Below are 19,641 nucleotides of genomic sequence, written 5' to 3'. Positions count from 1 at the left end.
TTACTCCTGATTATTTCGCGGACTGACGGTATTGCTCAATAAGCTCGATAAAGTGGTCGAACAGCGGCGCCGCATCGTGCGGGCCGGGGCTGGCTTCCGGGTGGCCTTGGAAGCTGAACGCCGGTTTGTCGGTACGATGAATACCCTGCAGGGTGCCGTCGAACAGCGACTTGTGGGTCACGCGCAGGTTGGCTGGCAGCGAGTCTTCATCCACCGCAAAACCGTGGTTCTGCGCAGTGATCATCACCACGTTTCTGTCCATATCTTTTACCGGATGATTGCCGCCGTGATGGCCGAACTTCATCTTAACGGTCTTCGCACCGCTCGCCAGCGCCAGTAGCTGATGACCGAGGCAGATGCCGAACACAGGAATGTCGGTCTGGAGGAATTTCTTAATCGCCTCGATGGCGTAGTCGCACGGTGCCGGGTCGCCAGGGCCGTTCGACAGGAAGATGCCGTCCGGATTCATTTTCAGCACCTCTTCAGCAGAGGTTTGCGCTGGCACCACCGTCAGGCGGCAGCCGCGATCCACCAGCATGCGCAGGATGTTGCGTTTGGCGCCGAAATCATAGGCCACCACATGGAACGGCAGGTCATCCTCAGATTTCGCTTCCGGTAAACCGTCTTTCAGCGTCCAGCTACCCTGCGTCCAGCGGTAAGTTTCCGTCGTGGTCACTTCTTTCGCCAGATCCATACCGTTAAGTCCAGGAAATGCTTTCGCTTTTTCCAGCGCCAGCTTCGCATCCGGGCTATCGCCTGCAATGATGCAGCCGTTCTGAGCGCCTTTCTCACGCAGCAGTCGGGTCAGCTTGCGGGTATCGATATCGGCAATCGCCACGATGTTATGGCGTTTCAGGTAAGAAGAGAGGTCTTCGGTGTTACGGAAGTTGCTGGCAATCAACGGCAGATCGCGAATCACTAAACCTTGCGCATGAACCTGAGAAGATTCTTCATCGGCTTCATTGGTGCCGACATTACCAATATGGGGATAAGTAAGAGTGACGATTTGGCGGGAATAGGAAGGATCAGTGAGGATTTCTTGATAACCGGTCATTGAAGTATTGAAAACGACTTCCCCAACCGCCGAACCCGTTGCCCCAATGGCCCGACCGTGAAACTGGGTTCCGTCTTCCAGAACCAATAGCGCTGACTTAATCAAAACACCCTCCAGAGAATATTCACTCACTTTATTTGCATATTAATTCATTCAGTCAGTATGAAGCAATGCAAATTTGCTTACCCGTGGATTTCTGGCAAACGGCGGCATTCTGAAGTTAAGCCGGATAAAAGTCAACTTAAAGCGGGTATTTTTTATGTTATTTTGCACATTATAAGGAAGTTATTCTGTTTAAGAGGCAAAAAGATCAACTAAGTGACGATAGAAAACGCTTGCGCTTCCTTGAGTTCGCAAAAAACTGGCTGGCATGATAAAAAGTGGACCAAATGGTCAAATTTCACATTAAAACAACAAAAAACAACGATAAAAACTCACTTAACAGCCATCAATGCCATTAAATGCATAAAAATTCAAAATTAAGAAAGTTAACGACAAAAAAATTTTAAAAATCAATATATTAAAAATATAAAAAACAAATCAAATTCATCATAAAATCAACAAAAAACAGCAAATTAAGACAATGTAATAAGAATTACAATTGCGATATAAAGATCCAGCTTCTTTTTCTTTAAGACAGGCACATACGATTGGACCACAACCAGCCTCACTACAGCATAAAAAAGCCAACCTATTGAAGCAAAAGAGATAAAACGCCCCCGAGGAACAGCACTCCCCCTCCGATGGATATCAGTCTTATCAGTCTGGTCGAGGTGCCTTTTGCATACGGTAAGCCGCTGCGGCAGAACATGTCGTGGGCGAAGAAACTGTCGAAACATGAATGGCGAAAGGCGTTATTTATCTGACCGAATAACCGGGGGGCAAAAAAACAAAAGGGCAATAATATATTGCCCTTTGTAATCAATTAATCTTGATTACCACAACCACATCACGAAGGTATTTAGTCGCTATAATACATCCAGCCCCAGCACATCCCGCATGTCAAATAGCCCATTTTTCTTCGTTTTTAGCCATAACGCCGATCGCAACGCGCCATTTGCAAACGTCATGCGGCTGGAAGCTTTATGCGTAATCTCTACGCGCTCGCCAATATCGGCAAACATCGCGGTATGTTCGCCGACGATGTCGCCCGCCCGAACGGTTGCAAAGCCAATCGTTCCCGGTACGCGCTCGCCGGTATAACCTTCACGCGAGTAGACCGCGCAGTCCTTCAGATCTTTATCCAGCGCCCCGGCGATTGCCTCGCCCATTGCCAGCGCCGTACCCGACGGAGCATCCACTTTATGGCGGTGGTGCGCTTCAATAATTTCAATATCGCTATAGTCGCCCATTACCTTCGCCGCTTTCTCCAGCAGCTTGAGCATGACGTTAACGCCGACGCTAAAGTTTGCGGCGAAAACGATCGCAATCTCTTGCGACGCCTCGCGAATGGCCTGTTTACCGGCGTCGTCAAAGCCGGTAGTACCAATCACCATCCCTTTACCATGCTGGCGGCAAAACGCCAGATGCGTCAACGTGCCTTCCGGACGGGTAAAATCGATGAAAACGTCAAAATCATCTTTTACCGCCTCAAGGCTGCTTTGAACGATCACGCCGGACTTTCCCGCCCCTGCCAGTTCGCCAGCATCGCTGCCCAGCAAGGAAGAGCCTTCGCGCTCCAGCGCGGCACCCAGCTGAACACCTTCCATCGCCATGGCGGCCTGGATTAACTGCCGTCCCATGCGGCCACCGGCGCCGGCAATGGCGACGCGGATTTGTGCTTCATGCATAGCTATTCTCTTTTGTAAAAATTGCGTAAACCGTTTTCAGAGTAACCAGCGCGCCCGGAGGCCGCCATCTAAAATCGCCGATAATTAGAAATTAATGATAAACAGAAAGCGATATCAGTAAAAGACATGATTCATCCCGCAGGATGAATCATTGCTGGGGAGAATGAAAGAAGAGAAACTTACTCAGGATAGAGGGAACCGGCAGGAAAATGACTTAAAAACCAGGTCACTGCCAGTAAATCCGCGCTACCGCCAGGGCTTAAGTTACGCAGGATGAGTTCATCATCGAGGGACTGCATCGCTTCAATGCCCCCCTCAACCAATACGCCCCCTTGCCACAACAATTTTTGTGCCTGCTGCTGCACGTAGTAAAGCCCTTCCAGGCCTCCCCGCGACACCAGATTGGTATCATCATTCCACGCCATCAGATGCAACAATGTTTGCAGTAGGGCAAGATGGGTATCGTCATGCTCCTGCACGACCCGGTTAAACACCGGCAAAGCCTGCGTTCTGACGGTTCGAAAACCGCTTTCCGCTTCTCCCCGCGCGCCCGACAGGCCATAGCACTGGAAATGGGTTTCACTCTTTGTCAGTTTTCCCGCTTTTTTTGCTGAGAGCTCGTGGGCAACAATATTCCGACTCAGGCGAGCAACCTGGTCGCAGATACGATTTTGCTCCAACGGTTCTCCCCGCGCGAGAAGTCGGCCAATCGCTGCGCTCAGCAGGCCAAAAGCGAAAATCGCCCCGCGATGGGTATTCACACCATTGGTCGCCTGTAGCATATCGTTCTCACAGGCCATCCCCAGCGGACGCAGCATCACCAGGACATTTTCTGCCGCCAGCGCCGCCGTGTTGTTGCCCATGATAAAAAACTTTTCCATCCACGGAGCAATGGCGGTAGTGCTACGTTCAAATGCCGCCAGATCCATATCCCTATGCGCTCCCGAATTACGAATATCGACCAGACCGGGTTTTGGTGTCAGCCTGGCTTCCGTCAGCAGCGCTCTTGCAACCAACCCATTAAGTTCGCCAGCCGCCAGCGATGAGTACGCTGGCGTACGCCGTTCAGTCACAACGCTCACGTTCATAGCATTCAATCCTTCGTGCAATTTCATCCAACAAAAGGTCAAGGGTGTGATGCTTGCCCCGGGCACAGAGATGAGCATCCTGCTGGCATATCAAACATGGCCGGGCAGGATGCCCGAGTTCACGGCGTGATAGCGACTTACCGTCGCTATCAATAATGTCGATGTCCCAAAGCCGCCCTAACGGATGGCTCATCTCCAGTGTCGACATGTGCTGTTTCAACGCCATTGCCGGCGCACAGACCGCTGCCATCCATTCCGGGCCGCTGCGTTCATTTACCTGCATTTCCCAGACGTTGACCCACTCCATCTGTTCGCAAAGCGCCAGTATTTCGGCAATTGCGTAATCGGCGACACGCCGCCAGACCGCTGAGTTTTTAACGGCGCCCGGTGCAACCAGCGTGAGGGAAATCAACGGTAGCCGATAGCAGTTCAACGCCTGACGCTGCCTGGCGGCACGTTTATCGCGCGCTTGTAGCATCTCCTCCAGCGTAACTGCCTGGCCCTGGTACAACAGGTCTGTGCCCTTCATCAGCCTTTAACCTGGCGAATCACGTCAATCACTGAACCGTCGCGATAACGCACCACAGCCACCACCCGATCGGTAAACTCAATCGGCTGCGGTTTACCGGTCAGTTGCTCAGCGCGCTGTTGCAGTTGTTCGATGGTCATCAGCGCCACACCCGCAGCACGCAGGTTATCAAGCAGATCCTGACGCGCAGGGTTCACCGCAATACCATGGTCGGTAACCAGCACATCAACACTTGCCCCAGGCGTGACGGTAGTCAGCACTTTTTCCACCACACATGGGATTCGGCCACGGACCAGCGGTGCGGTAATAATGGTGAGATCGGCCCCTGCTGCCGTATCGCTATGGCCGCCCGATGCGCCACGCAGTACGCCGTTTGAACCTGTCATCACGTTAACGTTGAAATTCACGTCAATTTCCAGTGCGCTCAGCATCACCACATTCAGGCGTTCGCATGCCGCGCCTTTAGAGACGGGGTTCGCGTATTGATTGGTTGAGATTTCAATATGATGTGGATTCTGCGCCAGTGAACGGGCTGCATCGCCATCGAATGATTGCGTATCCAGCAGCGATTTGATCAACCCTTTCTCATGCAGATCCACCATGGTGCCGGTGATCCCGCCCAGGCCAAAACTCGCCGTAATGTTGTGGCGACGCATTTTGTCTTCCAGGAAACGGGTGACCGCCAGAGAAGCGCCACCGGTGCCAGTTTGCAGCGAGAAACCATCACAAAAATAACCTGAGTGTTCGATCACATTGGCCGCCTGCCGGGCGATCAACAGTTCACGCGGGTTGCTGGACAGACGAATCGCACCCGCGGTGATTTTTTCCGGATCCCCTACTTCGTCCACCTGTACGATCAAATCAACCTGATCCTGCGCGATACTGGCCGGATAATTGGGGAATTCGACCCACTCTTCAGTCAGGAGCACCACACATTTAGCGTACTGCGCATCAACCTGCGCATACCCCAAAGAGCCGCAGCGTGACTTGCCGCTAAAGCCGTTAGCATTACCAAATTCATCGCAGCACGGCACGCCGAGGAAAGCGACATCAATATTCAGCTCACCGCTCTGAATCAGCTTTACGCGGCCGCCGTGAGAGTGGATCTGTACCGGGTTTTCCATCAGGCCAGCGGAGATCTCTTCCCCTAACTTGCCGCGCAGCCCGGAGGTGTAAATCTGCCGCACCACGCCATTTTTAATGTGTTCGATAAGCGGCCAGTGGACATCAATTAATGAGCTGGAGGCAAGCGTCAGATCGCGGAATCCCATTTCCGCCAGCTTCGCCATCACCATATTGACGACTTTGTCGCCACCACGAAACGCATGGTGGAAGGATATCGTCATGCCATTTTTAAGCCCGGAACGACGGATAGCCTCTTCAAGCGAGTCACAAATTTTACGCCGACGCTTTTCCGTTTCACTGGCAAGCCACGGGCTGTTCGCTGTTACCCCCTGGTAGGGCTGTAATCCTTCCGGTACGACATATTGCTGGTTGAGCATGGTTACAGTCTCTTTCATGGTTCCTTCCTTAATCACGAATACCGGAAGCCGACAGCGCCACCACTTTGCGCGCGTGGTCGATAATCGGGCCGTCAATCATTTTGCCGTTGAGTGAAACGACGCCCAGACCGCGAGACTCAGCCTCTTCAGCGGCGGCAATCACCTCATACGCATGCTCAACTTCTTTACGTGTCGGAGAATAAGCCTGATGTAATAGCTCAATCTGACGTGGGTTCACTAAGGACTTACCGTTAAAACCAAGCCCTTTCGCCAACTGCACTTCCTTCAGGAAGCCTTCTTCATTATTGATATCCGACCAAACGACATCATAGGCGGCAATACCCGCAACGCGCGCCGCATGCAGCACTGCGCAGCGGGCGTAGAACAGCTCGGTGCCATCGCCCCGGCTGGTGCCCATATCCATCACGTAATCAAATGCCGCCAGCGCAATTGCCACCATGCGCGGGCTGGAGGTGGCGATGTCGACGGCATTGACCACGCCTTTCGCTGATTCGATCGCCGCCATCAGCCTGGTACTGCCGACTTCACGTCCACATTCACGTTCGATCCGTTCGACCTGCGCTTCCAGCTCCAGCACATCGTTTTTGCTGTCGGTTTTCGGCAGACGCACGATATCCGCGCCACCACGCACGACGGCTTCAAGATCGGCCAGACCAAACGGCGTGTTCAGTGGATTAATGCGCACCACTTTTTCAACATCCTGATAGAACGGATGTTGAAGCGCGTGATGGACTAAAAGACGGGCGGTATCTTTCTCACGTAACGCTACGGCGTCTTCTAAGTCGAACATCACCGCGTCCGCACCGTAGACAAACGAGGTGCTCAACATGGCCGCATTTGCGCCGGGGATAAACAACATACTGCGACGTGGTCTCATAACGCACTCCATTGAATTTCCGTTTGTTCTGCAGCGCGTAACGCCGCCGCCTGCACTCGGGCGCGTAAAATACACTCCAGCGCGCCTTTGTCATCGACGCTAACCAGCGCGCGTTCAACGCCCAGCTTCGCCAGCGTTTCCCGAACCACCTGCTCAATCGCCGCGCCAAACTGCTGCTTCACCAGACTCTCTAGCTCCAGCCGAATTCCTGGCTCGCTGGATGGACCAATCCTGATCATCACATCGCTGGATTCCAGCGTGCCTGCCAGGGCATCTTTAATGATTTTCATTAGTTATGTTCCTTGTTAACGGTGTTACGTCATATGGTTTCAGTGTGTCTGGCGGCATGCCGCTGCAGATATGCCAGGGTGCCAGCAGGCACCAGCGCGCTTATTGCCGACCAATTACGTTCGCTATACAGTTTTCTGACGCGAGAGGCGGAAATAGCCGCGCCGTTTTTCTCCACCCGCGCCAGCTCGACGACCTCAATAACCGGGCCGCTACGCTTCGGATCGTGCAAAATGTCGTGCATTCGCTGGTTATAGGCACAGGTCAGAGGGCAAAACGGTTCACTGCCGACAAAACGATGGGTAATCCCCAGCGCTGGAGCCAGATGTTCACGGAAGAGTTGCAGATCGATCTGGCAATGGCAGTCGTCTACAACCCCTTTTTCTTTGAGGAAATAGCCGGGAAACGTCGCACGCGAGATCATATAAGCGGAGCCGGAATGCAACGTGACGTTGTCAATACCCGCGATTCCTTGTTCGATCAGCGCCCAACGGTCGGTATAGGAAAAAAATGAAGCATCTTCTTTGACTACAAACAGATGCAACCAGTCACAGGCCGCAGCCGCTTGCTCCACCAGATAACGGTGGCCCAATGTAAACGGATTGGCGTTCATGACGATGGCGCCGATCGTTTTTCCCGGTTGACGATAAAGCGCCAGTTGGCGACAAAAGCGCGCTAACCGTTCACTGCTGTTCTCCATTAACACCGCCAGCTCACCTGCCTGCGCAATGGGCCAAAACCCCGCGCCAGAAAACAGCAACCGATTTTGCGGCTTAGTGAACAGGAAAAGCTCGCTGCGGTTTAACTCGTAGGCCAATGTAAGCAGCTCATTCAGCAGTTTGAGGCTGAGCCCTTCCCCTTGTAAAACCGGGGAAACGGCGATGCATTTCAGTACGTTCCCGGCCAGAGAACCGCACCCGACTATCTCACCCTGCCAATATGCGCATACCGCGATTTCACAATCGTCTTCCAGGGCTAGTCCCACGCCCTCCAGAAACATGGCGACCGACTCGCGACGCAATACATCCTTTTGCAAATAAATGCGTTTAAATATTAGATTCACTCTATTCTGCATCCGTCAGCAAATAACGCCGCATATTTCGCCAGCGTTTGTATTACTCGTCTGGAATAGACATCACACTTTCCCCCTTGCTTTTATAAGCTTTATGGTTTTTATTTCCTTAATTAACCAGAGTTAATAAAAATAATTAAATTAATTAAAAACACAACCATTCAGTGAAGATAGTCACATCTCACGGTTCATTGAATTTATTAGTATGCGCGGGTCTTGTTACCCATCAATACACAGGAAAATGTTTATGACCAACATGACCCAGGCTTCGGCGACGGAGAAAAAGGGGGCTGGCGATTTACTCAGATTCAAAATCTTTGGTATGCCGCTACCGCTTTATGCTTTTGCATTAATTACTTTATTACTGTCTCATTTCTATAACGCTATACCGACTGACTTAGTCGGTGGTTTTGCTCTTATGTTTGTTATGGGGGCCATTTTTGGTGAAATCGGCAAACGTTTACCGATCTTCAATAAATATATTGGTGGCGCACCGGTTATGATATTTCTGGTTGCAGCTTATTTTGTCTATGCTGGCATATTTACGCAGAAAGAAATTGATGCGATCAGCAACGTAATGGATAAAAGCAACTTCCTTAACCTGTTTATCGCAGTGTTGATCACAGGCGCGATCCTGTCGGTAAACCGTAAGCTGCTATTAAAATCACTGCTGGGCTATATCCCAACCATCCTCGCCGGGATTGTCGGCGCGTCCCTTTTCGGTATCGTCATTGGTCTGTGCTTCGGTATCCCGGTCGACCGTATCATGATGCTGTACGTTCTGCCGATTATGGGCGGTGGTAACGGCGCGGGCGCCGTGCCTCTGTCTGAAATTTATCACTCGGTTACCGGACGTTCTCGCGAAGAGTATTACTCAACGGCTATTGCTATTCTGACCATTGCGAATATCTTCGCCATTATTTTCGCCGCCCTCCTCGATATGATAGGCAAAAAATACACCTGGCTTAGCGGTGAAGGTGAGTTGGTTCGTAAGGCTTCCTTCAAAACCGAAGATGATGAAAAGGCCGGTCAGATTACCCATCGTGAAACGGCGGTTGGCATGGTGTTATCCACCACCTGCTTCCTGCTGGCCTATGTCGTTGCCAAGAAAATTCTGCCAAGCATCGGCGGCGTCTCTATTCACTACTTCGCCTGGATGGTTCTGATTGTTGCTGCGCTGAACGCATCAGGTCTTTGCTCACCGGAGATTAAAGCCGGGGCGAAACGTCTTTCTGACTTCTTCTCCAAACAGCTACTGTGGGTGTTGATGGTAGGTGTGGGTGTTTGCTACACCGATCTGCAAGAGATCATCGATGCCCTGACGTTCGCGAACGTCGTTATCGCCGCAATCATTGTGGTCGGCGCTGTCGTTGGCGCAGCTATCGGGGGCTGGTTGATTGGCTTCTACCCGATTGAATCATCCATTACTGCGGGTCTTTGTATGGCCAACCGCGGCGGCTCCGGCGATCTGGAAGTGCTCTCCGCCTGTAACCGTATGAACCTCATTTCATATGCACAAATTTCCTCTCGTCTGGGCGGCGGTATTGTGCTGGTTATCGCTAGCATCGTGTTCAGCATGATGGTGTAAAAAAACGCACGGCGGTGTCTTTGCCGCAAACGACCTGGAGAAAAGTAGAGGCCAAAGCCAGAGGTGGCCAAGGGAAATCCACTCTACTCCTTAGCCGGATTCACCAGGAAGGTTGTCGTCAAGGCCACCGTCGTGCCTCTCATTATGGAAAATGATTCATGAATGAAGCTGTACTACTGGGTGAAGGTTTCACCCTGATGTTTTTAGGGATGGGGTTCGTACTGAGCTTTCTGTTCCTGCTCATCTTTGCCATTCGCGGCATGTCTGCCGTGATTACTCGCTTCTTCCCGGAACCCGTCGCCGCGCCCGCACCGCGTGCCGTTCCCGTCGTGGACGACTTCACCCGCTTAAAGCCAGTGATTGCCGCCGCCATTCACCATCACCGCCACCACGTTTAATTTCCCGGAGGGATCCATGACCATTGCCATTACCGACGTCGTCCTGCGTGACGCCCACCAGTCCCTGTTCGCCACCCGCCTGCGCCTTGATGACATGCTGCCGATTGCCGCCGCGCTCGATGACGTGGGCTACGGGTCGCTGGAGTGCTGGGGCGGCGCCACCTTTGACGCCTGTATCCGCTTTCTCGGCGAAGACCCGTGGGTCCGCCTGCGCGAACTCAAAAAAGCCATGCCCAAAACCCCGCTGCAGATGCTGCTGCGCGGCCAGAACCTGCTCGGCTACCGCCACTACGCCGATGATGTGGTGGAACGCTTCGTTGAGCGGGCGGTGAAAAACGGCATGGACGTGTTCCGCGTCTTCGATGCCATGAACGACCCGCGCAATATGAAAGCCGCATTACAGGCGGTACGCAGCCACGGCGCGCACGCCCAGGGCACGCTGAGCTATACCACCAGTCCGGCGCACACCCTGCAGACCTGGCTGGATTTAACGGAGCAACTGCTGGAAACCGGCGTTGACTCGATTGCCATCAAGGATATGTCCGGCATTCTCACGCCGATGGCGGCGTATGAGCTGGTCAGCGAAATCAAAAAACGTTTTGAGGTGCGCCTGCACCTGCACTGTCACGCCACCACCGGGATGGCGGAGATGGCCCTGCTGAAGGCTATCGAGGCGGGTGTTGACGGCGTGGACACGGCGATTTCCTCCATGAGCGCCACCTACGGCCACCCGGCCACCGAGGCGCTGGTGGCGACGTTGGCAGGTACTGAGCACGACACCGGGCTGGATATCCTGAAGCTGGAAAACATCGCCGCCTACTTCCGCGAGGTGCGCAAAAAATACCATGCCTTTGAAGGCCAGCTGAAGGGCTACGACAGCCGCATTCTGGTGGCCCAGGTGCCGGGCGGAATGCTCACTAACCTGGAAGGCCAGCTGAAGCAGCAGAACGCGGCGGACAAACTCGACCAGGTGCTGGCGGAAATCCCCCGCGTGCGCGAGGACCTCGGCTTTATCCCGCTGGTGACCCCGACCTCGCAGATTGTCGGCACCCAGGCGGTGCTCAATGTCCTGACCGGCGAGCGCTACAAAACCATTGCCAAAGAAACGGCGGGCATTCTGAAAGGCGAATACGGCCACACCCCGGTGCCGGTGAACGCCGCGTTACAGGCCCGCGTGCTGGAAGGGGGCGCTCCGGTGACCTGCCGCCCGGCGGACCTGCTGAAGCCGGAGCTGGCTGAACTGGAAGCGGACGTCAGGCGCCAGGCGCAGGAGAAGGGCATTCAGCTTGCGGGAAACGCCATCGACGACGTGCTCACCGTGGCGCTGTTCCCGCAGATTGGGCTGAAATTCCTCGAAAACCGCCATAACCCGGCGGCGTTTGAGCCACTGCCGCAGGCGGAAGCCGCGCAGCCGGTGGCAAAAGCAGAGAAGCCTGCCGCTTCCGGTATCTACACCGTGGAAGTGGAAGGCAAAGCCTTTGTGGTGAAGGTCAGCGACGGCGGCGATATCAGCCAGCTTACTGCGGCTTCGTCTGCGCCGGTTCAGGCGGCATCCCCGGTTGCTCCGGCGGGCGCCGGCACACCGGTCACCGCGCCGCTGGCGGGCAACATCTGGAAGGTGATTGCCGCTGAAGGCCAGACGGTGGCCGAAGGCGACGTGCTGCTGATTCTGGAAGCCATGAAGATGGAAACCGAAATCCGCGCCGCGCAGGCCGGGACGGTACGCGGTATCGCGGTGAAGTCCGGGGACGCGGTTTCCGTGGGCGACACCCTGATGACGCTGGCGTAACGGAGAACTGAAATGGAAAGTCTGAACGCCCTGCTTCAGGGCATGGGGCTGATGCACCTTGGCGCAGGCCAGGCCATCATGCTGCTGGTCAGCCTGCTGCTGCTGTGGCTGGCGATTGCGAAAAAGTTCGAACCGTTACTGCTGCTGCCGATTGGCTTCGGCGGCCTGCTCTCCAACATCCCGGAAGCGGGTATGGCGCTGACCGCGCTGGAGAGCCTGCTGGCGCATCACGACGCCGGGCAGCTGGCGGTGATTGCCGCGAAGCTCAACTGCGCGCCGGACGTGCATGCCATTAAAGAGGCGTTAGCGCTGGCGCTGCCCTCCGTCCAGAACCAGATGGAAAATCTGGCGGTGGACATGGGCTACACGCCTGGCGTACTGGCGCTGTTCTACAAAGTGGCGATTGGTTCCGGTGTCGCGCCGCTGGTCATCTTCATGGGCGTCGGCGCGATGACCGACTTCGGCCCGCTGCTGGCCAACCCGCGCACCCTGCTGCTGGGGGCGGCGGCGCAGTTCGGTATCTTCGCCACGGTGCTCGGGGCGCTGACGCTGAACTACTTCGGCCTTATCAGCTTCACCCTGCCGCAGGCGGCGGCCATCGGCATTATCGGCGGCGCGGACGGCCCGACGGCGATTTACCTGTCGGGCAAGCTGGCGCCGGAGCTGCTGGGGGCCATCGCGGTGGCGGCGTACTCGTATATGGCGCTGGTGCCGTTAATCCAGCCGCCGATTATGAAGGCGCTGACCACGGAGACGGAGCGGAAAATCCGCATGGTGCAGCTGCGCACCGTCAGCAAGCGGGAAAAAATCCTCTTCCCGGTGGTGTTGCTCATGCTGGTGGCGCTGCTGCTGCCGGACGCCGCGCCGCTGCTGGGGATGTTCTGCTTTGGCAATCTGATGCGTGAAAGCGGCGTGGTGGAGCGTCTGAGCGACACGGTACAGAACGGGCTGATTAATATCGTCACCATCTTCCTCGGGCTGTCGGTGGGCGCGAAGCTGGTAGCGGACAAGTTCCTGCAACCGCAGACGCTGGGCATTCTGCTGCTGGGGGTGATTGCGTTTGGTATCGGGACGGCGGCCGGGGTGCTGATGGCGAAGCTGCTGAACCTGTGCAGTAAGAACAAAATCAACCCGCTTATCGGTTCGGCGGGGGTCTCGGCGGTGCCGATGGCGGCCCGCGTATCGAACAAAGTGGGGCTGGAATCAGACCCGCAGAACTTCCTGCTGATGCACGCGATGGGCCCGAACGTGGCGGGGGTAATTGGCTCGGCCATTGCCGCGGGCGTGATGCTGAAATACGTGCTGGCGATGTAATAGTGGATGGGATACGCATGTCGTATCCCATTTTCATCCAAATTTTTTCTGAAAGAAAAGTAAGTATGAACTGGTTCAGGTTCCGGTGATGCCGAATGCAAGAAAATACCGTAATTAAATATTTAAATACCAATATGTTTATACGGGAAATTACACGCTGGTTTGCCAGACACTCGTTTCAAAACCGGATATTTCTACTGATCCTGTTTACATCCACCATCGTGATGCTGGCAATCACCTGGTATCTGACCGATATCACGAAAGAACGCCTGCATTATCAGGTGGGCCAACGTGCGCTTATTCAGGCAATGCAAATATCCGCTATGCCAGAATTAGTTGAAGCCGTAGAAGCGCATGATTTGTCACGCATCAAAGCGTTGATTGACCCAATGCGCTCGTTTTCGGATGCGACTTACATTACCGTTGGCAACGAAAAAGGTCAGCGACTGTATCACGTCAACCCGGATGAGATCGGCAAATATATGGAGGGCGGCGATAGCGACGACGCGCTGTATAACGCTAAAAGCTACGTATCGGTGCGCAAAGGTTCATTAGGCTCTTCCCTACGTGGTAAATCCCCGATTCAGGACAGTACCGGTAAAGTCATCGGTATTGTTTCCGTCGGCTATACTCTGGAACAGTTGGAGAGCTGGCTTAACTTACAAATCAGCTCGTTGCTGTTCCCGATGGCGTTACTGCTGCTGGTACTGTTGTACTGTGCCCGCCGCTTCTCGCTGCATATTAAAAAGCAGATGCTTAACATGGAGCCGCAGCAGCTTTCACAACTATTAATTCAGCAAAGCGTGTTGTTTGAGTCGGTATTTGAAGGGTTGATCGCCATTGACTCCCATCACCGTATTACCGCCATTAACCAAACGGCTCGCCGCTTACTGAATCTGAGCCAACCGGAGTCTGAACTCATTGGCTATGCAATCCACCATGCCGTGTTGCCGGAGGCCTTCTTTTACGATGCGCCGCAAAAAAACAAAAAAGATGAGATCGTCACCTTTAACCAAATGAAAGTCATCGCCAGTCGCATGGCGGTCATTATTGACAACCAGCCTCAGGGCTGGGTTATTAGCTTTCGCAACAAAGACGATATCAATACACTCAGCCTGCAGTTAAGTCAGGTGCGGCAATACGCCGATAACCTGCGCGCCGTGCAGCATGAGCATCGCAACCTTATTTCCACCATTGCCGGACTGCTGTTCCTGAAGCGCTACGATAATGCGCTGGCGCTGATTCAGCAGCAGTCGGAAAGCCACCAGAAAGTACTCGATTTTATTTCCCATAATTTCCGCGACCACCACCTTGCGGGGCTATTAATCGGTAAATATTATCGGGCAAAAGAGCTGGGGCTGGAGCTGATTTTCGATCCTTCAAGCTTTGTTGAACACCTGCCGTCATCGCTCTCGCATAATGAATGGATTTCGATTGTTGGCAATTTATTGGACAACGCCTATAACGCCACCCTGCTCAATCGCGAAGGCTCGCGACAGATTGAGTGCCTGATCAACAGCGAAGGTAATGAAGTCATTATTGAAGTTGCCGATCAGGGATGTGGTATTGACGAAAATATCCGCCAGCATATTTTCGAGCGTGGAGTGACCACCCACAACAACGGCGATCATGGAATTGGATTATGGTTGGTGCACAGCTACGTCAAGCAGGCCAATGGTGACATTATCGTCGATAACAATAATCCTTTTGGCACCATTTTTACCCTCTATATCCCTTTTACCAGAGAAGAATAACATGGATAGCATTACGACACTCATCGTTGAAGACGAACCGATGCTAGCGGAAATCCTGGTGGACACCATCAAGATTTTTCCCCAGTTTTCAATCGTCGGCATCGCAGACAAACTGGAAAGTGCGAAGAAGCAAATACGCCTCTATCAACCACAGTTAATTCTATTGGATAATTTTTTACCCGATGGCAAAGGGATCGATTTAATTCGTCATACCATCAGCACCAACTACACGGGGCGAATTATTTTCATTACCGCCGACAATCATATGGATACCATCAGCGATGCCTTACGCATGGGCGTATTCGATTACCTGATTAAGCCGGTACATTATCAGCGCCTGCAGCATACCCTGGAGCGGTTCACCCGTTACCGCAGTTCGTTACGTTCCAGTGAGCAGGCAAACCAGACGCACGTTGATGCCTTATTTAATATCCAGGCCAAAGAACAAACCGCAGAACCGAATAGCGGACTGCGGGGAATTGATGAAAACACCTTCAACCGGGTACGACAAATATTCGCCGACCCGCAGGCAGTACATACAGCAGACACTCTGGCGCAAATTCTGGGCAGCAGTAAAACCACTGCCCGACGCTATCTGGAACAAGGCGTGAAAAATAACTTTCTCGAAGCGGAGATCAGCTACGGGAAAGTGGGCAGGCCGGAGAGACTCTATCGCGGCAAAGTATGAGATTATGGCGCCAACATGTAATTACGGCGCATAGGCAAACACCTCAGCCACCCACTGACGAAAACCGTCCACATCCAGCGCCAGCGCCACCTGCGCGTTGGCGGGCTGCCCCAGACGCCCTTCAATATCCACCACCGTGGTACCGGCGGTATATTGCCCCTGCGTTTCTACGGCCACAAAACAGGATTGCAGGGTAAAAAGCTCCGGACGCACCAGCCAGGCGATAGCGCAGAGATCGTGCATCCGGACGCCAGTGCGCATACTACCGCTGCGATAATGGTTGAACAGGCTGTGCAACATCTTACCGGTGCGATTCAGCGCAGGCAGTTTATTCAGAAAATCTGGCGAGAGCATTGCCTGATTCGTGACATCAAGCCCACACATCACAATCTCCAGACCGCTGCGGAACACCAGCGCCGCGGCCTCCGGATCGACAGCAATGTTAAATTCAGCATTAGGCGTAAAATTGCCGCGCCCTGCGGAACCGCCCATCAACACCAGACGGCGAATGTTACACGCACACTCCGGATAGTGCATCAGTAGCAACGCAATATTGGTCAATGGCCCAATCGCCACTAATGTCATGGGCTCCGGTGCGTTCATCAGCACATCCCGGATAGCGATAAACGCTGGCTTCGCCAACGGTTGGCGCTGATGGTCGACAAAATCATAGCCTTCCATACCGGATTCGCCGTGGACGTATGCCGCATCGCGTAACGGACGCAGCAGCGGTGTCGCGGCCCCCTGGGCAAGTGGGATATCGCTGTTCCAGAAATGCAGAAGCTGCAACGCATTACGGGTCGTTTTTTCAACGGAAACATTGCCTGCGACGGTGGTTATTAGTTGCAGATCAAGCTGGGGGGCGAACAGCGCAGCGGCAATCGCAGCCGCGTCATCAATGCCCGGATCGGTATCAAGAATAATGTGTAGGGATGCTGTCATTAATGCTCTCCTGACCTATTGTTTTATATCTTCATACTCAGCGCGACTGATACAGGCATCAGGCACATCGTCATCCGTCACCAGACGCGGACTTAGCTTATCACCTTCGACAAACGGAACTAATGGGCAAAAACGCCCTGGCGATGCTTTGTTTTCCTGCCACTGAATCTCAAGCGATTCGGGCTCAGCGCCGGGTTTTTCTGCCTGAATCACGGTACGAATATTACCGGTTAGCCCAAAAGGTTGACACGTCTCATCAAGGCTAAAAGGCGGCGTCAAATGACCATTTTTACGTACTAGCGGATAAATAATACGCCCATCAGCGTAGGAAGGTATCATGTAGCAGTTATACATTTTGCCTTTACTGATCACAGGCTGAAAGTAGCTTTCACCGCGATCGATCAGTTCAATCGTTTTTCCTTTCCAGCGATACACATTGACGCCATGACTGCAGCAACCGCCGCGCCAATAGCTGACAATCTGTTTATGTTCAGCATCGATCTCTGGTGAAGTGATTTCCTGATAAGACGCTGGCGCATCAACATAACGCTGTTTGGCGGGGTCATAGAGCCATGTTTGTACTGGAGCATCCGGCCCTGCAAGTAGCTCTGTTACAATCGACAGATCCGGGTAGCCATCAAAATTGACATCCCCCCATTGAGGCATAAACGGGCTACAAGTGCCCACCGAGGCGGTATCTAAGGTCTGTATGAGTTTACCATCACGGTATAATTTTATCGTCGAAATGGCCGGCGTATTGCCGCAATCAATCTCTTTGGAAGGGTCGTAACCCCCTGCATCATTCGTGTTCGTGACCAGCACAATATCAGGGGAGTTTTTAGGTTTGTAATAGATAAGGGCAACAGGAAAATGTCGTTTTTTATCTGCGGACGTCCATTCGCCTTTAATCTCACTGCTGGAGATTTCCGCATTCCAGTAACCCGAAAGCGCCTTTACGCGTTCTTCAAGATGCACCTCTTTATCCTGGAGTGAGCCGCGTAGAACAATCACTGCCTTGTGCTGATTGCAAGGTTCATAGCAGTAATACCCATTAAGAGAGTTACCAAATCGCGTGATATTAACGTTTACCGGTTTCCCCGCGATAGTCCCGGTATAGTTTCGCTCCCAGGCAGGTAGCTCCAGCACCGTGGCGCTTGTTGCGTCCATCCAAAAGCCGATGGCGAGTAACGTTGGCAATCCATATTTTATTTTGCCCATTTCCCTTATCCCTGTAGGCATTACAACCAAAAAACCAGCAACGATTGTGCTGGTTTTTCAGATGAATAGCAAAAAGGTGGGGCATTAGCAACGGATGACGACTACGCCTTATTCTTCCTGTCGCACATTGAATATCAAAAGAAATTCTTAAGATCTGGTCAACGTAGCGTCATCAGGCAGATTTCTGAATTATGAAATCTTATTCGACCTCACGAACATCCACACGCAGCTCTTTCGGCACTTCAAAAACAATATTTTCTTCGCGCCCCTCAAGCGTGACGGCTTCGCCGCCGCCAAACTCGCGCAGACGCGCAATAACATTCTGCACCAGAATATCCGGCGCGGAAGCGCCAGCAGTGACGCCGACGCAGGCGGCTTCTTTCACCCACGCCTCCTGGATATCCGCCGCATCGTCGATAAGAAACGCGGTTCTTCCCATCCGTTGGGCCAGTTCCGCCAATCGGTTAGAGTTAGAAGAGTTTTTCGAGCCGACCACCAGCACTACGTCAGCCTGCTCCGCCAACGCCCGCACCGCTTCCTGACGATTAGTAGTGGCATAGCAAATATCGTCTTTGCGCGGGCCGACGATTTTCGGAAAGCGTTTACGCAGCGCATCAATCACATCGGACGTATCGTCCACGGAAAGCGTGGTTTGCGTCATGAAGGAGAGCTTGCCTTCATTTTTGACATTCAGCGTCCAGACGTCCTCTGGCGACTCAACCAGGTACATCCCCCCTTCCGGGTTGCTGTACTGGCCCATGGTGCCTTCCACCTCCGGGTGCCCGGCGTGGCCGATGAGAATAGATTCTTCACCGCGACGGCTGGCGCGCGCCACTTCCATATGGACTTTCGTCACCAGCGGGCAGGTGGCGTCAAAAACGGTAAGATCGCGGCTTTTCGCCTCGTTACGCACCGCCTGGGAAACCCCATGAGCGGAGAAGATCAGAATGGCGCCATCCGGCACTTCGCTAATTTGCTCTATAAAGATCGCCCCGCGCTGGCGCAGGCTGTCCACTACATAGCGGTTATGCACGACTTCGTGCCGAACGTAAATTGGCGCGCCGTAAATGGCGAGCGCATTTTCAACAATGCTGATAGCGCGGTCTACCCCGGCGCAAAAACCGCGTGGGTTGGCCAACAGGATCTGCATGTTTATGCCTCCAGCGCCGGATCGATTTCCAGCACTTCAATATCAAAGTGAATGGTATGCCCGGCCAGCGGATGGTTAAAATCAACGGTAATCGAGTCGCCGTTGATTTCGCGAATCACGCCAGGCATTTCGCTGCCATCCATTGCGGTAAAAAGCATAATCGCCCCGACTTCCGGTTCGCCCGCCGCCATAAACTCACGGCGCGAGAAATACTGGATTAAGTCCGGACTGGGGACGCCAAACGCGGCGTCAGGCTCCAGAGAAAACGCTTTCTTTTCCCCTTCTTTCAACCCCAGAAGCTGCTGCTCCAGACCTTCGGAAAGCGAGGTATCGCCAAGACGGAACAGGGCTGGCTTGCCGTTATTGCGGGTAGATTCCGCCGTTGAGCCATCATCCAGTTTCAGGGTGAAGTGAACGAGGATCGCGCTGGTGCTCTGTACGGATTTAGACATGCAAATTGCTCACGTGTTTTGCCCGGAGGCACAAAGAACTATAAAACCGTAGGCCGGATAAGGCGTTTTCACCGCCATCCGGCACCACGTTTGCCTGATGGCGCTGCGCTTATCAGGCCTACAAAAC

Annotated in this window: 18 protein-coding genes; 6 read left to right on the top strand and 12 right to left on the bottom strand. The window is 53.4% G+C overall.

What is annotated here, in order from left to right:
- Window positions 1-10: 10 nt before the first annotated feature.
- The 8 genes from carA to citC form a co-directional block, all read right to left on the bottom strand.
- The gene (gene carA / locus N7E69_RS12255; protein WP_000597284.1) at window positions 11-1,159 is read right to left on the bottom strand and encodes a glutamine-hydrolyzing carbamoyl-phosphate synthase small subunit; all 1,149 of its coding nucleotides are present in this window, start codon (window positions 1,157-1,159) and stop codon (window positions 11-13) included.
- 863 nt (window positions 1,160-2,022) lie between these two features.
- The gene (gene dapB / locus N7E69_RS12250; protein WP_000544030.1) at window positions 2,023-2,844 is read right to left on the bottom strand and encodes a 4-hydroxy-tetrahydrodipicolinate reductase; all 822 of its coding nucleotides are present in this window, start codon (window positions 2,842-2,844) and stop codon (window positions 2,023-2,025) included.
- A gap of 179 nt (window positions 2,845-3,023) precedes the next feature.
- On the bottom strand, window positions 3,024-3,932 hold the full coding sequence (gene citG / locus N7E69_RS12245) for a triphosphoribosyl-dephospho-CoA synthase CitG (RefSeq protein WP_001103238.1): 909 nt from the start codon (window positions 3,930-3,932) through the stop codon (window positions 3,024-3,026).
- Window positions 3,910-4,461, bottom strand: a complete 552-nt coding sequence (citX, locus tag N7E69_RS12240; protein ID WP_000679053.1) for a citrate lyase holo-[acyl-carrier protein] synthase — start codon at window positions 4,459-4,461, stop codon at window positions 3,910-3,912. Before citX ends, citG begins: the two co-directional genes overlap by 23 nt.
- The gene (gene citF / locus N7E69_RS12235; RefSeq protein WP_000665583.1) at window positions 4,461-5,981 is read right to left on the bottom strand and encodes a citrate lyase subunit alpha; all 1,521 of its coding nucleotides are present in this window, start codon (window positions 5,979-5,981) and stop codon (window positions 4,461-4,463) included. Before citF ends, citX begins: the two co-directional genes overlap by 1 nt.
- Before the next feature lie 10 nt (window positions 5,982-5,991).
- Window positions 5,992-6,861, bottom strand: a complete 870-nt coding sequence (citE, locus tag N7E69_RS12230) for a citrate (pro-3S)-lyase subunit beta (protein WP_001247811.1) — start codon at window positions 6,859-6,861, stop codon at window positions 5,992-5,994.
- A complete protein-coding gene (citD, locus tag N7E69_RS12225; RefSeq protein ID WP_000691461.1) occupies window positions 6,858-7,151 on the bottom strand; it encodes a citrate lyase acyl carrier protein in 294 nt (97 codons plus the stop codon). The genes citE and citD overlap by 4 nt, the downstream gene beginning before the upstream one ends.
- Before the next feature lie 29 nt (window positions 7,152-7,180).
- Window positions 7,181-8,224, bottom strand: coding sequence for a [citrate (pro-3S)-lyase] ligase (gene citC, locus N7E69_RS12220; RefSeq protein WP_001181441.1), 1,044 nt, complete (start codon window positions 8,222-8,224; stop codon window positions 7,181-7,183).
- Window positions 8,225-8,468: 244 nt separating this feature from the next.
- Between citC and citS the strand changes: the two genes are divergently transcribed.
- From citS to N7E69_RS12190, 6 genes are all read left to right on the top strand, one after another.
- Window positions 8,469-9,809 carry a citrate/sodium symporter CitS gene (citS, locus tag N7E69_RS12215; protein ID WP_000183596.1) on the top strand — a complete coding sequence of 447 codons (1,341 nt, stop codon included), beginning with the start codon at window positions 8,469-8,471 and terminating at the stop codon, window positions 9,807-9,809.
- Between the two features lie 158 nt (window positions 9,810-9,967).
- Complete coding sequence (locus N7E69_RS12210; RefSeq protein WP_001001154.1) at window positions 9,968-10,207, top strand: oxaloacetate decarboxylase subunit gamma; 240 nt, start codon at window positions 9,968-9,970, stop codon at window positions 10,205-10,207.
- A 16-nt stretch (window positions 10,208-10,223) separates the two neighbouring features.
- Window positions 10,224-11,996, top strand: coding sequence for a sodium-extruding oxaloacetate decarboxylase subunit alpha (gene oadA / locus N7E69_RS12205; protein WP_076031672.1), 1,773 nt, complete (start codon window positions 10,224-10,226; stop codon window positions 11,994-11,996).
- Window positions 11,997-12,008: 12 nt separating this feature from the next.
- Entirely contained in the window at window positions 12,009-13,310 is a 1,302-nt protein-coding gene (locus N7E69_RS12200) for an oxalacetate decarboxylase subunit beta (RefSeq protein ID WP_052931457.1), read from the top strand.
- A gap of 134 nt (window positions 13,311-13,444) precedes the next feature.
- Complete coding sequence (locus N7E69_RS12195) at window positions 13,445-15,064, top strand: sensor histidine kinase (protein WP_001675378.1); 1,620 nt, start codon at window positions 13,445-13,447, stop codon at window positions 15,062-15,064.
- A gap of 1 nt (window position 15,065) precedes the next feature.
- A complete protein-coding gene (locus N7E69_RS12190) occupies window positions 15,066-15,752 on the top strand; it encodes a response regulator (protein WP_000377406.1) in 687 nt (228 codons plus the stop codon).
- A 21-nt stretch (window positions 15,753-15,773) separates the two neighbouring features.
- Here the strand turns inward: N7E69_RS12190 and rihC are convergent, their stop codons facing one another.
- The 4 genes from rihC to fkpB form a co-directional block, all read right to left on the bottom strand.
- Window positions 15,774-16,694: a ribonucleoside hydrolase RihC gene (rihC, locus tag N7E69_RS12185; protein WP_000127283.1), complete on the bottom strand. Its 921-nt coding sequence runs from the start codon at window positions 16,692-16,694 to the stop codon at window positions 15,774-15,776.
- Between the two features lie 15 nt (window positions 16,695-16,709).
- Window positions 16,710-17,912 (bottom strand): XAC2610-related protein, encoded by a 1,203-nt coding sequence (locus N7E69_RS12180; RefSeq protein ID WP_000516326.1) that lies wholly within the window; start codon window positions 17,910-17,912, stop codon window positions 16,710-16,712.
- Window positions 17,913-18,111: 199 nt separating this feature from the next.
- Window positions 18,112-19,062, bottom strand: a complete 951-nt coding sequence (gene ispH, locus N7E69_RS12175; protein ID WP_001166428.1) for a 4-hydroxy-3-methylbut-2-enyl diphosphate reductase — start codon at window positions 19,060-19,062, stop codon at window positions 18,112-18,114.
- A 2-nt stretch (window positions 19,063-19,064) separates the two neighbouring features.
- On the bottom strand, window positions 19,065-19,514 hold the full coding sequence (gene fkpB, locus N7E69_RS12170; RefSeq protein WP_000047274.1) for an FKBP-type peptidyl-prolyl cis-trans isomerase: 450 nt from the start codon (window positions 19,512-19,514) through the stop codon (window positions 19,065-19,067).
- Window positions 19,515-19,641: the final 127 nt, after the last annotated feature.

The sequence above is a fragment of the Salmonella sp. 3C genome (assembly GCF_025426275.1).
Classification (GTDB): Bacteria; Pseudomonadota; Gammaproteobacteria; order Enterobacterales; family Enterobacteriaceae; genus Salmonella; species Salmonella enterica.
Note: the sequence above shows the minus strand (reverse complement) of the source record. Positions and strands in the feature narration are given on the sequence as shown.

What these genes read in the sequence shown, in the direction of transcription:
- dapB (WP_000544030.1), bottom strand. Translation starts at nt 2,844, where the DNA reads ATGCATGAAGCACAAATCCGCGTCGCCATTGCCGGCGCCGGTGGCCGC.
- citG (WP_001103238.1), bottom strand. Translation starts at nt 3,932, where the DNA reads ATGAACGTGAGCGTTGTGACTGAACGGCGTACGCCAGCGTACTCATCG.
- citX (WP_000679053.1), bottom strand. Translation starts at nt 4,461, where the DNA reads ATGAAGGGCACAGACCTGTTGTACCAGGGCCAGGCAGTTACGCTGGAG.
- citF (WP_000665583.1), bottom strand. Translation starts at nt 5,981, where the DNA reads ATGAAAGAGACTGTAACCATGCTCAACCAGCAATATGTCGTACCGGAA.
- citE (WP_001247811.1), bottom strand. Translation starts at nt 6,861, where the DNA reads ATGAGACCACGTCGCAGTATGTTGTTTATCCCCGGCGCAAATGCGGCC.
- citD (WP_000691461.1), bottom strand. Translation starts at nt 7,151, where the DNA reads ATGAAAATCATTAAAGATGCCCTGGCAGGCACGCTGGAATCCAGCGAT.
- citC (WP_001181441.1), bottom strand. Translation starts at nt 8,224, where the DNA reads ATGCAGAATAGAGTGAATCTAATATTTAAACGCATTTATTTGCAAAAG.
- citS (WP_000183596.1), top strand. Translation starts at nt 8,469, where the DNA reads ATGACCAACATGACCCAGGCTTCGGCGACGGAGAAAAAGGGGGCTGGC.
- N7E69_RS12210 (WP_001001154.1), top strand. Translation starts at nt 9,968, where the DNA reads ATGAATGAAGCTGTACTACTGGGTGAAGGTTTCACCCTGATGTTTTTA.
- oadA (WP_076031672.1), top strand. Translation starts at nt 10,224, where the DNA reads ATGACCATTGCCATTACCGACGTCGTCCTGCGTGACGCCCACCAGTCC.
- N7E69_RS12200 (WP_052931457.1), top strand. Translation starts at nt 12,009, where the DNA reads ATGGAAAGTCTGAACGCCCTGCTTCAGGGCATGGGGCTGATGCACCTT.
- N7E69_RS12195 (WP_001675378.1), top strand. Translation starts at nt 13,445, where the DNA reads ATGTTTATACGGGAAATTACACGCTGGTTTGCCAGACACTCGTTTCAA.
- N7E69_RS12190 (WP_000377406.1), top strand. Translation starts at nt 15,066, where the DNA reads ATGGATAGCATTACGACACTCATCGTTGAAGACGAACCGATGCTAGCG.
- rihC (WP_000127283.1), bottom strand. Translation starts at nt 16,694, where the DNA reads ATGACAGCATCCCTACACATTATTCTTGATACCGATCCGGGCATTGAT.
- N7E69_RS12180 (WP_000516326.1), bottom strand. Translation starts at nt 17,912, where the DNA reads ATGGGCAAAATAAAATATGGATTGCCAACGTTACTCGCCATCGGCTTT.
- ispH (WP_001166428.1), bottom strand. Translation starts at nt 19,062, where the DNA reads ATGCAGATCCTGTTGGCCAACCCACGCGGTTTTTGCGCCGGGGTAGAC.
- fkpB (WP_000047274.1), bottom strand. Translation starts at nt 19,514, where the DNA reads ATGTCTAAATCCGTACAGAGCACCAGCGCGATCCTCGTTCACTTCACC.